Here is a 14,438-nt window from a genome sequence, read left to right as displayed (position 1 = left end):
AGGCCGGGCGATCTCACGCGCCGCCAGGAGCCCAGCCCTGGCGGCGCAGCACGGCCGACACGTCCGGCGCCTCGTAGTGCTCGCCCTTGAGCACCTTGCCGTCCGCCCGGCGGGCCACACGGCCGTCGGGGCCGAGCTTGGTCATGTTGGAGCGGTGGATCTCGGCGATCACCGCGTCCAGGTCGATGCCGTGCACGAGGGCCGTGCCGTAGGCGACATAGACGACGTCAGCGAGTTCGTGCGCGAGCCGGTCGAGAGGGCCGGTCACCGCGACCTCGGCGACCTCCGCCGCTTCCTCGGCCAGCAGTTCGCCACGGTGTGCGGCGAGGTCCGGCGAGACCTCGGTCGGAGTGCCGCGGGTGTCGAGCCCGGTGGCGAGGTGGAATGCACGGACCAGATCGGCGGGCGATGAGCTCATGCGGCGACTGTAGCGACGCCCTCCGACAGCCCGCCCTGCCTGCCGCACTCCCGTCTCCTGGAGCCTGCCCCGCCTGCCGCGCTCCCGCCTCCCAGAGCCGGTCCAACCTGCCGCGCTCCCGCCCCCGAGCACCCCCGCCTGTGATCCCCGCCCTGGTCAGCATCGCCCGCGGGCTGGCAGGATCGCGCGCATGTCCACGATGTTCCCGCGTATCGGCAGACGCCGGGCCCTGCAGGGTGCGGCCGCCGGCTTCGTCGCCTTCGGGCTGCTGCTGTGGTGGCTGCTGCCCCTGGGCAAGGCTCCGCCGAGCGGGACGATCACCTTCAGCACGGGCACGCGCGCCGGGGTCTACCAGGAGTACGGCGTGCTCCTCCGCAAGGCACTCGCCAAGTCCATGCCCAACCTGAAGGTGAAGCTGCTGACGAGCGCGGGCTCACAGGAGAACGTCGCGCGCGTGGACGACGGCACGGCCGACTTCACCATCGCCGCGGCCGACGCGGTGGAGACGTACGAGCTCCTGCATCCCGAGAGCACCCAGCGGCTGCGCGGCGTCGCCCGCTTGTACGACGACTACCTTCAGCTCGCCGTCCCGAAGGACTCGGACATCCGCTCCGTCGCCGACCTGCGGGGCAAGCGCGTGGCCATAGGGCTGCCGCGTTCGGGCGTGCGGCTGATCGCCGACCGGGTGCTCCGGGCGGCGGGCATCGACCCGGAGAAGGACATCATTCCCTCCGCCGACGGCATCGACGTCGGACCCGAGCGGCTGGGGCACGAGATCGACGCGTTCTTCTGGTCGGGCGGGCTGCCCACGAAGGGGCTGAAGAGGGTCGCCGAGACCTCTGGCCTCCGGTTCGTGCCGATCAAGGCCGAACTGGTCGCCAAGCTGCACTACCAGGACGGACCGACCGCCTACTACCGCGCCACCAACATGCCGGCGTCGGCCTACCCCAAGGTGCAGATGGGGTCCACGGTGCCGACGATGGCGGTGTCCAACCTGCTGATGACGCGCAAGGACATGGATCCCCGGCTCACCGAGTGGGTGACGCGGACCGTACTCAAGAGCCGTGACGGCATCGGCGCGCACTTGCACTCGGCCCAGCTGGTCGACGTACGCACGGCGATCTACACCGACCCGCTGGCCCTGCACGAGGGCGCCCGGCGCTACTACCGGTCCGTCAAGCCGTAGGGCTGCGGGGAACCGTCACCGTCACGGTCAGCCCGTGCGGCTCGTGATGGCCGTACGAGATCGAGCCGCCGCCCGCCGCCAGCAGCACCCGGGAGATGGACAGGCCGAGGCCCGAGCCCTTGATGTTCTGGTGGCGGCCACTGCGCCAGAAGCGGTCGCCGATGCGGGCGAGTTCCTCGTCGGTGAGGCCGGGGCCGTGGTCGGTGACCACGACGGTCGAGGTGGCGCCGTTCGAGGCGACCGTGACCTCCACGGTCTTGTCCTCGGGCGTGAACTTCACGGCGTTGTCGATCACCGCGTCCAAGGCGCTGGACAAGGTGACGGGATCGGCCCAGGCGGTGGTGGGCGGGCAGTCGCCCAGCAGCCGTACGCCCTTGGCCCGGGCGGTGGGCGACCAGGCCGCGACGCGCTCGGCGGTCAGCGCACCGATGTCGGTGATCCCCAGATCGGCCTCGGTGTGCTCTGCCAGCGCCAGATCGAGCAGATCGTCCAGAACCTGCGCCAGACGCTTGCCCTCGGTTTGGACCGAGGCGATCTCCTCGTTGCCCTCCGGGAGTTCGAGGGCGAGCAGTTCGATGCGCAGCAGCAGCGCAGCGAGCGGGTTGCGCAGCTGGTGCGAGGCGTCGGCGACGAAGGCGCGCTGCTGCTCCAGGACGTCCTCGACGTTGTCCGCCATCTCGTTGAACGACCGGGCCAGGCGCCTGAGTTCCGGGGGTCCGCCGGCGGCGGCGACCCGGGACTTGAGCCGGCCGGTGGCGATGTCGTGGGTGGTGGCGTCGAGGATGCGCACGGGTCTGAGGACCCAGCCGGTCAGCCGCAGGGCCGCGCCGACGGCCAGCAGCATCGCGGCGATCTCGCCGGCGCCGACGATCAGCCAGCCGTGCAGGATGCGCGAACGCATCTGGCCGGTGGGCGAGTCGGTGACCACGACCGCGACGACATCACCGTCCCTGATGACCGGCGAGGCGACGACGAGACGGTTGCGCTGCCAGGGCCACACCTGCCGGGGATCGTGGCTGCGGCGGCTGAGCAGTGCCTCCTCGAAGGCCTCGCGCACCTCTCCCGCCTCGGGGAGGACCCAGGTGATGGGCGCATGGGCCATGGGTGTGCCGTTGCCGTAGAAGACGCCGGCCCTGATGCCGTAGACCTCGTAGTAGCTGGCGAGTTCGCGGCTCAGGGTGTCCTTGCGCTCGTTCTGGCCGTCCTCGGTGACGAACTGGGCGAGGGCCGCGAAACGCGCCGTGTCGTCGATCCGGTCGACGACCACGTTCTGCTGCTGGGCGGCGGCCACGCTCACGGCGAGCGGGACGCCGAGCGCGAGGAGCACGGCCGCCATCAGGACGATGAGCAGCGGGAGGAGACGTGTGCGCACCCGTCCCCGCTACGAGGCCGGGGCGACGAGGCGGTAGCCGACGCCGCGTACGGTCTCGATCAGGGCCGGCATCCGCAGCTTGGCGCGCAGGGACGCGACATGCACCTCCAGGGTCCGCCCGGTGCCCTCCCAGCTGGTGCGCCACACCTCGCTGATGATCTGCTCCCGGCGGAAGACTACGCCGGGGCGCTGGGCGAGGAGGGCGAGGAGATCGAACTCCTTGCGGGTCAGCTGGACGACCGCGCCGTCCACGCTGACCTGGCGGGTGGGCAGCTCTATCGTGACGGACCCGAGGCGCAGCGCGCTGTCCGCACCCGCGCCGGCCTCCTCATGGACGGTGCGCCGGCTGACGGCGTGGATACGGGCGAGCAGCTCTCCGGTGTCGTAAGGCTTCACCACGTAGTCGTCCGCGCCGAGGTTGAGGCCGTGGATGCGGGAGCGGACGTCGGAGCGGGCGGTGACCATGATCACCGGGATGCCGGTGCGCTTGCGGATCTTGCCGCAGACCTCGTAGCCGTCCTGGTCGGGAAGGCCCAGGTCGAGGAGGACGACCCCGAAGCCGGCGCCCTCCGGGACGAGCGCCTGGAGCGCCTCTTCACCGCTGCGCGCATGGGTGACCTCGAAACCGTGCCGCGCCAGGACCGCGGACAGCGCCGCGGCGACGTGGTTGTCGTCCTCGACAAGGAGGAGTCTCATCCCGGCCCCCTTCGGTTCATCGGTCGTACGCTGTCCCTGTGTAAACAAAACGCGTGCACGCGCGCGCGTGCACCATGGCAGTCACGCTGATGGACGACGACGGAGTCAAGCGGGTTCCGGTTGCGCGACGCTTCCGTTATCCGGCCGATACGCGTCCTGGTGACCAGCACTACGACACGTGTCCGATTGCTATCGGATCGTGATGCTCAGATTCCCCTCAGATGTAATGACGCTGCTCTGACGGGGTTACTACTGTCCTCCGAAACCGAGGAGGACGGAGCCTGAGAGCGATGACCGAAGTATCGGTGGCCAAGCAAGACATGGCCGCGACCGGCGAACTGGTCGTCCTGAAGAGCGTCAACAAGCACTTCGGCGCGTTGCACGTACTCCAGGACATCGATCTGACGATCTCCCGCGGCGAGGTCGTCGTGGTCATCGGACCCTCCGGGTCCGGGAAATCCACCCTGTGCCGCACCATCAACCGCCTGGAGACGATCGACTCCGGCGCGATCACGATCGACGGCAAGGCCCTGCCCGAGGAGGGCAAGGCGCTGGCCCGGCTGCGTGCCGACGTCGGCATGGTCTTCCAGTCCTTCAACCTGTTCGCGCACAAGACCGTGCTCGAGAACGTCATGCTGGGCCAGATGAAGGTCCGCAGGACCGACAAGAAGAAGGCCGAGGAGAAGGCCCGCGCCCTGCTCGACCGGGTCGGCGTGGCCACCCAGGCCGACAAGTACCCCGCCCAGCTGTCCGGCGGACAGCAGCAGCGCGTCGCCATCGCGCGGGCACTGGCCATGGACCCCAAGGTCATGCTCTTCGACGAGCCGACTTCGGCCCTCGACCCGGAAATGATCAACGAGGTCCTGGAGGTCATGCAGCAGCTCGCCCGCGACGGCATGACCATGATCGTCGTCACCCATGAGATGGGCTTCGCCCGTTCGGCTGCCAACCGAGTGGTGTTCATGGCCGACGGTCGCATCGTCGAAGAGGCTGTGCCGGACCAGTTCTTCAGCAATCCGCGCAGCGACCGCGCCAAGGACTTCCTGTCCAAGATCCTGCACCACTGACCGTCCGATCTTCCCTCGCTTCCGTCATCGACGGGCCGCATCCCTCCTCACCCAAAGGATGTTCATCATGAAGCTCCGCAAGGTCACCGCCGCTTCGGCTGCCGTGCTCGCCCTCGCCCTGTCGGCCACCGCGTGCGGTGGCGACGACAGCAAGGACTCCGACTCCGCCGCCACGGCAGGCGGCGGCGGCAAGATCAAGGTCGGCATCAAGTACGACCAGCCCGGTCTGGGTCTGAAGGAGCCGGACGGATCCTTCTCCGGCTTCGACGTGGACGTGGCGACCTACCTCGCCAAGGAGCTCGGCTACGAGCCCGGCCAGATCGAGTTCGTCGAGACCAAGAGCGCCGACCGTGAGAACGCGCTCGCCCGCGGCGACGTCAAGTTCATCGCGGCCACCTACTCGATCACCGACGAGCGCAAGCAGAAGGTCGACTTCGCCGGCCCGTACCTGCTGGCCCACCAGGACCTGCTCGTCAAGACCGACTCCGACATCACCAAGGGCACGGACCTCAACGGCAAGAAGCTGTGTTCCGTGACCGGCTCCACCTCGGCGCAGAACGTCCGCGACACGATCGCCCCTAAGGCCCAGCTGAAGGAGTACGGCGGTTACTCGGAGTGCATCGCCGCCCTCCAGAGCGGTGCCGTGGACGCGGTGACCACCGACGACTCGATCCTCGCGGGCTTCGCCGCGCAGGACAAGTACAAGGGTCAGTTCAAGCTCGCCGGCCTCAAGCTGAGCAACGAGAACTACGGCGTCGGTGTGAAGAAGGGTGACACCGAGACCCTGAACAAGATCAACACTGCGCTGGAGAAGATGGTCAGCGACAAGTCCTGGCAGAAGGCCGTCGAGGCGAACTTCGGTCCGGCGAACTACCAGAACGAGCCCGCGCCGACGATCGGCAACATCGTCAAGTAACGCAGGGCTCCGGCTGAGGGGCCTCAGCCACGCAGGGTTCCATGGGCGCGCCGCCGTCCGCCGCGATCAGGCGGCGGTGCGCCATGCCCTCCTCGTACGCCACACACCCGGAAGCGCGGGAGATCGTGTTCGACTTTCTTGAAGGTTACGACGTCCTCGGGGCGTTCTGGATGACGGTGAAACTCACCGCCCTCTCCGCCCTCGGCTCCCTGGTCTGGGGCACCCTGCTGGCCGCGATGCGGGTCAGCCCGGTCCCGCTGATGCGCGGGTTCGGCACCGCCTATGTGAACATCGTCCGGAACATCCCCCTGACGGTCATCATCGTCTTCACCTCGCTCGGCCTCGCCGACATCTTCGGGGTGACGATGGGCGCGCCCGACAACTTCGATGTGCAGGGCTTCCGCCTCGCGGTCCTCGGTCTCGTCGCCTACACCTCGGCGTTCGTGTGCGAGGCGCTTCGCTCCGGCATCAACACCGTGCCGGTCGGACAGGCCGAGGCCGCACGCGCCATCGGGCTGAGCTTCAGCCAGGTCCTCAGGCTCGTCGTCCTGCCGCAGGCCTTCCGTTCGGTGATCGGCCCGCTGGCCAACGTGCTGATCGCGCTGACCAAGAACACCACGGTCGCCGCCGCGATCGGCGTGGCCGAGGCGGCCTACCTGATGAAGGAGATGATCGAGAACGAGGCCCAGACGCTGGCCATCGGCGCGGTCTTCGCCCTCGGGTTCGTGGTACTGACCCTGCCCACCGGACTCATCCTCGGCTGGCTGAGCAAGCGACTGGCGGTGAAGCGATGACCTCCGTCCTCTACGACGCACCCGGCCCCCGGGCCAAGCGGCGCAACGCGCTCTTCACGGTGATCTTCCTCGTCCTGCTGGCCCTCGTGGCGTGGTGGGTGTGGCAGACAATGGACGACAAGGGGCAGCTCAAGTGGGATCTGTGGGAGCCGTTCACCACGTCCGAGGCGTGGACGACGTATCTGCTGCCCGGCCTCGGTGACACGCTCAAGGCCGCAGCCCTCGCCATGATCATCGCGCTCCCGCTGGGCGCTGTCTTCGGCATCGCGCGCCTGTCCGACCATCGGTGGGTGCGGCTCCCGGCCGCCTGGGTGGTCGAGTTCTTCCGGTCGATCCCGGTGCTGCTGCTGATGCTGTTCGCCAACGAGGTCTACGCCCGCTCCGGGAGCGTCGGCAGCGAGGATCGGCCCCTGTACGCGGTCGTCACCGGCCTGGTGCTCTACAACGCCTCGGTTCTTGCCGAGATCGTGCGGGCCGGCATCCTCGCGCTCCCCAGGGGACAGACGGAGGCCGCCTACGCCGTCGGTCTGCGCAAGGGCCAGACGATGAGCAGCATCCTGCTCCCGCAGGCGGTCACGGCGATGCTGCCGGCCATCGTCAGCCAGCTCGTGGTCATCGTGAAGGACACCGCGCTGGGCGGCGTGATGATCGGGTTCACCGAGCTGCTCAACACACGCAGCACCCTGGCGGCCAACTACGCCAACGTCATCCCCAGCTTCATCGTGGTGGCGGTCATCTTCATCGTGCTGAACTTCATCCTCACCAGCTTCGCGAGCTGGCTGGAGCGCAGGCTGCGGCGCAGCAAGAGGAGCACCGGTGCGGTGCTCCACGAGGACACGGTGGAGGTCAACCCCGCGGCGGTGGACGGCAGCTACGGGTCCGGTGCCGGCGGCGCCTTCGGCGGCACCGTGTGATGAACAGTCAAGTGACATGAACCTCCCGGAGGCAGTGGCATGATCGCCACTGCCTCCGTCGCTTGACGCAAACACCGCCAATGGGTTGCATACGTTCTGTGATCGTGCACCCTGCTCCAACTTCTTGTTCACAGACGTCCCTCAGGACGCAGCCGCGGGCAGGGGGCGCCGCGCCGTGGACCCGGTGATCATCGTCGGAGCGGGTCCCGTAGGGCTCACGCTCGCCCTCGCGCTGGCACGCCAGGAAGTGCCGTGCGTCGTCCTCGACGAGGGACCGGGCAAGGACGAACAACGCCCGGCCCGCACGGTCGTGCTGCGTGAGGACACCGCCGCCCTGGTGGCACGGCTGACCGGCGTGCCGCTCGCGGAGGCCGGCTCCCGCTGGGCCGGATGGCGGTCGCTGCGCCGCAAACAGGTGATGCGCGAGATCACGTTCGACGGCACCGATCCGTCCTCGCCGGGACCGGACGCCCCGCCACTGCACATCGCCCAGCATGTGCTGACCGGGGCCCTGCGTGCGGCCCTGGCCCGCGAGCGCCTCGTCAAGGTCGCCGTGGACAGCCGTCTCGACTCGGTCGAACAGGAGCCCTCGGGCGTCACCGCCCACACCCGCGGCGCCGAGGGAACCTGGTGGCGCGGCAGTTACCTGGTCGGCTGCGACGGCCCGCGCTCGACCGTGCGCAAGCTCCAGGACATCCGCTTCCCGGGCCGTACGGCGGTGGAACGGCACGCCGTCGCCGCCCTGCGCGCGGAACTTCCCTGGCCCGACAAGGCGTTGCTGCACCGGATGCCGCCCTGGCGCACATCCGGACCCACGGCCGGGGAGATCACCGCACGCCCCCTGCCCGACGGGGTGTGGCGCCTGGACTGGCTGCTGCCGCCGGGCAAGGACCTGGTCACGCCCGAACTGCTGGTGGCCCGCGTCCGGGAGACACTGGCGGGCTGGAGCGCGGGGCCGACTCCGCCGTACGAGCTCCTCGACACGGGCGTCCACACCGTGCACCACCGGCTCGCCCGGCGCTGGCGGGCCGGCCGGGTCTTTCTCGCCGGGGACGCGGCGCATCTGCTCGGCGCGCTCGGCACGCAGGGGCTCGACGAGGGACTGCGGGACGCCGACAACCTCGCCTGGAAGCTGGCCCTCGCCTGGCACCACGGGCCGCACGAGGCGCTCCTCGACAGTTATCAGACGGAGCGGCGCGCGGTCGTCGCGGCCCGGCTGCGCGCCGCCGACCAGGCGCTGCCGTTGCTGCGCGGCGGCGGAGGCCTGCGCGGGTATGTCCGCGGCTCGGCCCGCGGCCACGACACGCTGCTCACGGACGGTCACTTGGGGCGCGGAGCACTGGGTACGCCGGGGGCGTACGCCGACTCACCGCTCGCACCCCCGCACCTCGACGGAGAGACCCCCGTGGCCACGCTTCCCGGCGCACCGGTCGTGGATGTGCGGGTCACCGCGGAGGACGGCTCGTTCGTACGGCTGCGGGAACGGCTCGGCCGAGGTGCGCTGCTGGTCGTGCTGGTCGCGCCGGGCACCGGCGTGTGGGAGCGCAAGCACTGGGTGACCGCCGGGATCATGCCCCGGCTGGCGGCGGCGGTGACGGCGCTCCCGAACCCCGCCGAACTGCTCGTCGCCGAGAACTATCCGGGCGCCGCCCCGCACACCGTCCTCCTGGTACGGCCCGACGGCCACCTGGTCACGGCGCTGAGCGGGGTACGCCCGGCCGACCTGTACACGGCGGCGGAGGCCGCGCTCGGCGGGCCCGCCAAGGCCGGCGTGGAAGCGACGGTGAGTTGACCGCCCCTCACCGCCATGGTGTACTCCGCATCGTGACCGACACCTGTGTGCGCCTGTGGCGGAGGGTCCATATGGACCTCGTCCGCTATGCGGGCTGCGTGTGTCGTCCGTCCTGCTGACTTCGCATTCCATTCCCACCCGCGCGCGCCGCTCCTCTGCTGTCGCGCGCCCGCGCGAACGCTCTTCAGGACGGTGCCCGTGTCTTCTCCCTCCCCTGCTGTGTCTGTCGCCGCTTCCGCGCCGAGCCAGGCCGACCTCCTCGACTTCGTACGGCGTACGGCCGCCGACACCGAACTCATCGCCTCGCTCCCCCTCGACCCCGAGGGCCGCACCTGGGTGCGTCTGGAGGGGCCCGGCGGCAGCGAGGCCTGGCTGATCGGCTGGCCGCCCGGCACGGGCACCGGCTGGCACGACCACGCCGAGTCGGCCGGCGCGTTCGTGACCGCGGCGGGCGAGCTCAAGGAGTACTCGCTCGCCGCCCGGCTGCCCTCCGACGGCTGGAAGACCCTGGAGCTCACCGAGGGCGTGGACCGTGAGCGACTGCTGCCGGCCGGCGAGGGCCGCTCCTTCGGCCGCCACCATGTGCACGAGGTGCTCAACGAGTCCCCCGACCGACACGCCGTCTCCGTTCACGCCTACTACCCGCCTCTGCCGCAGATCCGCCGCTACAGCCGCAGCGGACAGATCCTGCGCCTGGAGCAGGTGGAGCGCCCGGAGGACTGGCAGTGAGCGGCGAGGGCGAACAGCCGGTGGGCATCGACGAGTTGCTGGATCGGGTGCGAGGGGCGTACGAGCGGATCGGCCCGCGCGAGGCCCACGCCGCCGCCGCGACGGGCGAAGCCCTCCTGGTCGACATCCGCTATGCCGCCCTGCGCGAGCGCGACGGCCTCATCCCCGGCGCACTCGTCATCGAACGCAACGAGCTGGAGTGGCGCCTCGACCCGCGCGGCAGTCACCGCGTCCCCGAGGCGACCGGCCACGACCTGCGCGTCGTGGTGATCTGCAACGAGGGTTACGCCTCCAGCCTTGCGGCCGACTCCCTGCACCGGCTGGGGCTGCACCGGGCCACCGACCTGGTCGGCGGGTTCCAGGCGTGGAAGGCGGCGGGGCTTCCGGTGGCGTCGTAGGCGGGCAGTCGCCCGTGCACGTGGGTCGTCAGAACCCCTCGTCGCCGAGGAAGTCCGTTTCCTCGCCCTCCTCCTCCAGCGCCTGCCGGACCACCCGCAGGGCCATGCCCTCGGAGTAGCCCTTGCGGGCGAGCATGCCGGCGAGGCGGCGCAGCCGCTTGTCGCGGTCGAGGCCGCGGGTGGAGCGCAGTTTGCGGGCGACGAGCTCGCGCGCGGTCGCCTCCTCCTGCTCGGAGTCGAGTTGGGACACGGCCGCGTCGATCAGCGTGGAGTCGACGCCCTTGGTTCTCAGCTCCTGGGCGAGCGCGCGCCGGGCCAGTCCCCGGCCGTGGTGCCGGGACTCCACCCAGGCGTCCGCGAACGCGCTGTCGTCGATCAGGCCGACCTCCTCGAACCGGGAGAGCACCTCCTCGGCCGCGTCCTGAGGAATCTCCCGTTTGCGCAGCGCGTCCGCGAGTTGCTTCCGCGTGCGCGGGGTCCCGGTGAGCAGGCGCAGACAGATCGCCCGTGCCTGCTCGACCGGGTCCCCTGGAGACTCCTCCTTCTCGGCCCTCGACGAGAAGGAGGAGCCCCCGTCCTGACCGGGCGGCTCGCCGAAGCCACGCCGACGGCGCCCGCGTCCCCCGCGTGAGCCGCCGTCGCCGCGTGACCTGCGGTCGCCAGGGAGCCGTTCGCCGCCGCCCGGAGCCTCACCGCCGTACCCGCCCCCGTACGAGCCGCCGTCCGGCCGACCGTCGTCCCGGGCGAAGCCCCCCTCACCTGCGCTCCCCCGCTCCTGCGGGACATCCGGGCAGGCGGCGTACTCGGCCCAGTCGGTTCGCCGTGTCACGGATCAGCTCTTGGCCGCCGCGGCCTTGCTCTTGGCCGCCTTGGCCGCCGGGGCCGGCACCGACTTCGCCGCGTCGTCGGTCGCGGTGGAGACCACGGCATCCGCACCCGGCTCGGCAGCCGGCTCCTCAGGCCGCACGCCGACGCCCAGCTTCTCCTTGATCTTCTTCTCGATCTCGTTGGCCAGGTCGGGGTTGTCCTTGAGGAAGTTGCGCGCGTTCTCCTTGCCCTGGCCGAGCTGGTCGCCCTCGTACGTGTACCAGGCGCCGGCCTTGCGGACGAAGCCGTGCTCCACACCCATGTCGATCAGGCCGCCCTCGCGGCTGATGCCCTGGCCGTAGAGGATGTCGAACTCGGCCTGCTTGAAGGGCGGCGCGACCTTGTTCTTGACGACCTTGCAGCGGGTGCGGTTGCCGACCGCCTCGGTGCCGTCCTTCAGGGTCTCGATACGGCGGATGTCGATGCGCACCGAGGCGTAGAACTTCAGCGCCCGGCCACCGGTCGTGGTCTCCGGGGAGCCGAACATCACGCCGATCTTCTCGCGGAGCTGGTTGATGAAGATCGCGGTGGTCTTGGACTGGTTGAGCGCGCTGGTGATCTTCCGCAGGGCCTGGCTCATCAGGCGGGCCTGGAGACCGACGTGGCTGTCGCCCATCTCGCCCTCGATCTCCGCGCGCGGGACGAGCGCGGCGACGGAGTCGATGACGATGAGGTCGAGGGCGCCGGAGCGGACCAGCATGTCCACGATCTCCAGGGCCTGTTCGCCGTTGTCCGGCTGGGACAGGATCAGGTTGTCGATGTCGACGCCGAGCTTGCGCGCGTACTCGGGGTCGAGGGCGTGCTCCGCGTCCACGAAGGCGACCTGGCCGCCCGCCTTCTGAGCGTTCGCCACCGCGTGCAGGGTCAGCGTGGTCTTACCGGACGACTCCGGTCCGTAGATCTCCACGACGCGGCCGCGCGGCAGACCGCCGACGCCGAGGGCCACGTCGAGCGCGGTCGACCCGGTCGGGATGACCTCGATGGGCTCCATCGACCGCTCGCCCATGCGCATGACCGCGCCCTTGCCGAATTGCCGTTCAATCTGTGCGAGCGCGGCGTCGAGGGCCTTCTCGCGGTCGGTTCCTGCCATGGGTTCCACCCGGTTTGCTTGAGTCGATCGCTTCACGTCAAAGACGCTAACGCCTGCCACTGACAATGCGCCCCGACGCCCGTCCGGCCTGTGGATAACTCGGGCACTTCTCCATCGAAACCGTGGTGAAACGGCCGTCGCCGACCTCGCCGGAGCTTCCATAAGAATGGATGTTCGATTTTCATGTCAAGCGCACCACGCGGCACCTCCGAGACTACGTCCGCGCTGTCCTGTGACGGTGGTCGAGCGAGTCCGCCACGGCTCGGTCCCAGGGATCCGGACGATTCCTCCGTCCGGAGCTCCTTCAACTCGGTCTGCTTGCCGGGCGGGAGACTCGCGTTCAGCTGCTCGAATCCGGTCGCTGATATCTGGCCCTGACGGGCGTGGTTCCTCCACGGCAGTAGGCCGGCCCGTCTGCGCGCAGCAACAACTGGTCGATGAAGGCCGGCACAGTCAACAGGACGCAGACCGCGCTGGCCGCGCCGGCGGTTCCGAGCGCACCCTCCAGGCCTGGCGCCGGGTGCCCTCGCATCTCGACATGGAGTCCGCCTTCGACACCGCGGTGTCCATGACGCTCGCGGTGGGCGACGGCGTGCTCGTGGTGCTGCTCGCCGTGTTCGGCCAGCGGGTCCCGAAGGAATGGCGCTCGCGGTGCGGTCCGGCTTCGCGATCCTGCTGGTGGGGCCGGCCTCGGGCACCGCGATGATCGCGCGTGGTGCTCGTCCGCACCGGCCATCAGGAAACGGCCTACCACTCGGCCGCCCCGCTCAAGCCACTGCACGGCGTGAGCCTGCATGCCGTCCTGGTCCTGCCCGCGCCGGCCTGGCTGCTGTCCCGTACGCCTTGGTCGGCGGCAGTCCAACGGCGGATCGTGAGGGGCGCCGACGGCGCGCCGTGCTCACGTACTGATCGGACCGCTCGTCAGGAGTCCTCTTCGGGCTGCTTCACACCCGGCCGCCGTGCCCACAGCATCCACGCGCGCGTGAACAGGCCGGACCCCGATGTGCCTCGGCGGTGGCCGTGGACGCGGGGGTCGTCGGTGACGGCGTACCGCTTCACGTACGCCCCCAGGAAAGCCTGCAGCGTGGCGACGGCCGGGATGGCTATCAGCGCGCCGACGGCGCCGAGGAGGGCGGTCCCCGCGACGACCGAGCCGAAGGCGACCGCGGGATGGATGTCGACGGTCTTGGAGGTGAGCTTGGGCTGCAGCACATAGTTCTCGAACTGCTGGTAGATCACGACGAAGATCAGCACCCACAGCGCGTACCAGGGGTCGACCGTGAAGGCGATCAGCATCGGCAGGGCGCCCGCAAGGTACGTGCCGATGGTGGGGATGAACTGCGACACCAGCCCCACCCAGACAGCGAGCACGGGCGCGTAGGGCACACCCAGGAATTCCAGCAGGATGTAGTGCGCCACTCCGGAGACGAGCGCCATCAGGCCGCGCGAGTAGAGGTAACCGCCGGTCTTGTTCACGGCGATCTCCCACGCGCGCAGCACCTCGGCCTGCTTCGCGGGCGGCAGGACCGAGCAGATCGCCCGCCGCAGCCGTGGGCCGTCTGCGGCGAAGTAGAACGAGAACAGCGTGATCGTCAGCAGCTGGAAGAGTCCTCCTAGGACCTGGGCGGACACGTCCAGGACGCCGGTGGCGCTGTTCCTGACGTAGTTGCGCAGCCAGTCCGAGCGGAGCAGGCCCTCCTGGACGTCCACCCGTTTCAGGTCGGTGTTGAAGTGGGTGTTGATCCAGTTGATGACGGAGTCGAGGTAGTTCGGGAAATCCTCGACGATCTTGATGATCTGGCCCGCGAGCATGGAGCCGAGGAGGGTGACGAAGCCCGCTGCCACGATCATCACCGTGAGGAAGACCAGGCCGGTGGCCAGCCCTCGGCGCATGCCGCGTGAGGCCATCCAGCTCACCGCGGGCTCGATGGCGAGCGCCAGGAAGAACGCGATCAGGATGTTGATCAGCAGGCCGGTGAGCTCGTGGAAGACCCAGCTGCCCAGCTGGAACACGGCTATGAGCGCGAGCGCGAGCACCATGGCGCGCGGCAGCCAGCGCGGCATGCCGGCGTTCGGCCCGGCCGGGGGCCCGGCGGGCGGCGTCGTGCCGATCGGAGATGTGTGCTGCGCTGCCTGCCCGGAGTCGTCAGTGGATGCCACGGTGCAAGTCTCGCCCACACATCCGACAATCAGCCCCGG

The 14,438-nt window shown here is 69.9% G+C and carries 15 protein-coding genes and 1 pseudogene; 10 read left to right on the top strand and 6 right to left on the bottom strand.

Going from position 1 to position 14,438, the window contains the following annotated elements:
* Positions 1-13: 13 nt before the first annotated feature.
* The gene (locus F7R91_RS27485; RefSeq protein WP_150952496.1) at positions 14-418 is read right to left on the bottom strand and encodes a pyrophosphohydrolase domain-containing protein; all 405 of its coding nucleotides are present in this window, start codon (positions 416-418) and stop codon (positions 14-16) included.
* A gap of 190 nt (positions 419-608) precedes the next feature.
* Between F7R91_RS27485 and F7R91_RS27480 the strand changes: the two genes are divergently transcribed.
* On the top strand, positions 609-1,604 hold the full coding sequence (locus tag F7R91_RS27480; RefSeq protein ID WP_150952493.1) for a TAXI family TRAP transporter solute-binding subunit: 996 nt from the start codon (positions 609-611) through the stop codon (positions 1,602-1,604).
* On the opposite strand, the gene F7R91_RS27475 is transcribed toward F7R91_RS27480, so the two are convergent.
* The gene (locus tag F7R91_RS27475) at positions 1,594-2,976 is read right to left on the bottom strand and encodes a sensor histidine kinase (RefSeq protein ID WP_150952490.1); all 1,383 of its coding nucleotides are present in this window, start codon (positions 2,974-2,976) and stop codon (positions 1,594-1,596) included. The genes F7R91_RS27480 and F7R91_RS27475 overlap by 11 nt on opposite strands.
* A 9-nt stretch (positions 2,977-2,985) precedes the next feature.
* A complete protein-coding gene (locus tag F7R91_RS27470) occupies positions 2,986-3,672 on the bottom strand; it encodes a response regulator transcription factor (RefSeq protein ID WP_150952486.1) in 687 nt (228 codons plus the stop codon).
* A 290-nt stretch (positions 3,673-3,962) separates the two neighbouring features.
* On the opposite strand from F7R91_RS27470, the gene F7R91_RS27465 reads away from it, so the two are divergent.
* From F7R91_RS27465 to F7R91_RS27435, 8 genes are all read left to right on the top strand, one after another.
* Complete coding sequence (locus tag F7R91_RS27465; protein WP_150952483.1) at positions 3,963-4,739, top strand: amino acid ABC transporter ATP-binding protein; 777 nt, start codon at positions 3,963-3,965, stop codon at positions 4,737-4,739.
* Positions 4,740-4,806: 67 nt separating this feature from the next.
* On the top strand, positions 4,807-5,655 hold the full coding sequence (locus F7R91_RS27460; protein WP_150952481.1) for a glutamate ABC transporter substrate-binding protein: 849 nt from the start codon (positions 4,807-4,809) through the stop codon (positions 5,653-5,655).
* 125 nt (positions 5,656-5,780) lie between these two features.
* A complete protein-coding gene (locus F7R91_RS27455; protein ID WP_150952707.1) occupies positions 5,781-6,449 on the top strand; it encodes an amino acid ABC transporter permease in 669 nt (222 codons plus the stop codon).
* The gene (locus tag F7R91_RS27450; RefSeq protein WP_150952478.1) at positions 6,446-7,363 is read left to right on the top strand and encodes an amino acid ABC transporter permease; all 918 of its coding nucleotides are present in this window, start codon (positions 6,446-6,448) and stop codon (positions 7,361-7,363) included. The genes F7R91_RS27455 and F7R91_RS27450 overlap by 4 nt, the downstream gene beginning before the upstream one ends.
* A 175-nt stretch (positions 7,364-7,538) precedes the next feature.
* Positions 7,539-9,155, top strand: a complete 1,617-nt coding sequence (locus F7R91_RS27445; protein WP_150952476.1) for an FAD-dependent monooxygenase — start codon at positions 7,539-7,541, stop codon at positions 9,153-9,155.
* Between the two features lie 32 nt (positions 9,156-9,187).
* Positions 9,188-9,274 carry a putative leader peptide gene (locus F7R91_RS44355; protein ID WP_313960178.1) on the top strand — a complete coding sequence of 29 codons (87 nt, stop codon included), beginning with the start codon at positions 9,188-9,190 and terminating at the stop codon, positions 9,272-9,274.
* A gap of 100 nt (positions 9,275-9,374) precedes the next feature.
* A complete protein-coding gene (locus tag F7R91_RS27440; protein WP_225320813.1) occupies positions 9,375-9,884 on the top strand; it encodes a cupin domain-containing protein in 510 nt (169 codons plus the stop codon).
* Positions 9,875-10,282: a rhodanese-like domain-containing protein gene (locus F7R91_RS27435; protein ID WP_408056068.1), complete on the top strand. Its 408-nt coding sequence runs from the start codon at positions 9,875-9,877 to the stop codon at positions 10,280-10,282. The genes F7R91_RS27440 and F7R91_RS27435 overlap by 10 nt, the downstream gene beginning before the upstream one ends.
* A gap of 28 nt (positions 10,283-10,310) precedes the next feature.
* Here F7R91_RS27435 and recX read toward each other — a convergent pair whose 3' ends face one another.
* Together recX and recA are read right to left on the bottom strand one after the other, a co-directional pair.
* Positions 10,311-11,111, bottom strand: coding sequence for a recombination regulator RecX (recX, locus tag F7R91_RS27430; protein ID WP_150952467.1), 801 nt, complete (start codon positions 11,109-11,111; stop codon positions 10,311-10,313).
* Positions 11,112-11,114: 3 nt separating this feature from the next.
* A complete protein-coding gene (gene recA, locus F7R91_RS27425; RefSeq protein ID WP_150952464.1) occupies positions 11,115-12,239 on the bottom strand; it encodes a recombinase RecA in 1,125 nt (374 codons plus the stop codon).
* Positions 12,240-12,723: 484 nt separating this feature from the next.
* On the opposite strand from recA, the pseudogene F7R91_RS27420 reads away from it, so the two are divergent.
* Positions 12,724-13,128: pseudogene (locus F7R91_RS27420) on the top strand (hypothetical protein); the annotation flags it as partial.
* Positions 13,129-13,160: 32 nt separating this feature from the next.
* On the opposite strand, the gene F7R91_RS27415 reads toward F7R91_RS27420, so the two are convergent.
* On the bottom strand, positions 13,161-14,399 hold the full coding sequence (locus F7R91_RS27415; RefSeq protein WP_150952461.1) for an AI-2E family transporter: 1,239 nt from the start codon (positions 14,397-14,399) through the stop codon (positions 13,161-13,163).
* Between the last annotated feature and the right edge of the window lie 39 nt (positions 14,400-14,438).

It is taken from the genome of Streptomyces luteolifulvus (assembly GCF_008806595.1).
GTDB lineage: Bacteria > Actinomycetota > Actinomycetes > Streptomycetales > Streptomycetaceae > Streptomyces > Streptomyces luteolifulvus.
Note: the sequence above shows the minus strand (reverse complement) of the source record. Positions and strands in the feature narration are given on the sequence as shown.

Coding starts and splice junctions, on each gene's coding strand:
- F7R91_RS27460 (WP_150952481.1), top strand. CDS start 4,807: ATGAAGCTCCGCAAGGTCACCGCCGCTTCGGCTGCCGTGCTCGCCCTC.
- F7R91_RS27480 (WP_150952493.1), top strand. CDS start 609: ATGTCCACGATGTTCCCGCGTATCGGCAGACGCCGGGCCCTGCAGGGT.
- F7R91_RS27450 (WP_150952478.1), top strand. CDS start 6,446: ATGACCTCCGTCCTCTACGACGCACCCGGCCCCCGGGCCAAGCGGCGC.
- F7R91_RS27465 (WP_150952483.1), top strand. CDS start 3,963: ATGACCGAAGTATCGGTGGCCAAGCAAGACATGGCCGCGACCGGCGAA.
- recA (WP_150952464.1), bottom strand. CDS start 12,239: ATGGCAGGAACCGACCGCGAGAAGGCCCTCGACGCCGCGCTCGCACAG.
- F7R91_RS27485 (WP_150952496.1), bottom strand. CDS start 418: ATGAGCTCATCGCCCGCCGATCTGGTCCGTGCATTCCACCTCGCCACC.
- F7R91_RS27470 (WP_150952486.1), bottom strand. CDS start 3,672: ATGAGACTCCTCCTTGTCGAGGACGACAACCACGTCGCCGCGGCGCTG.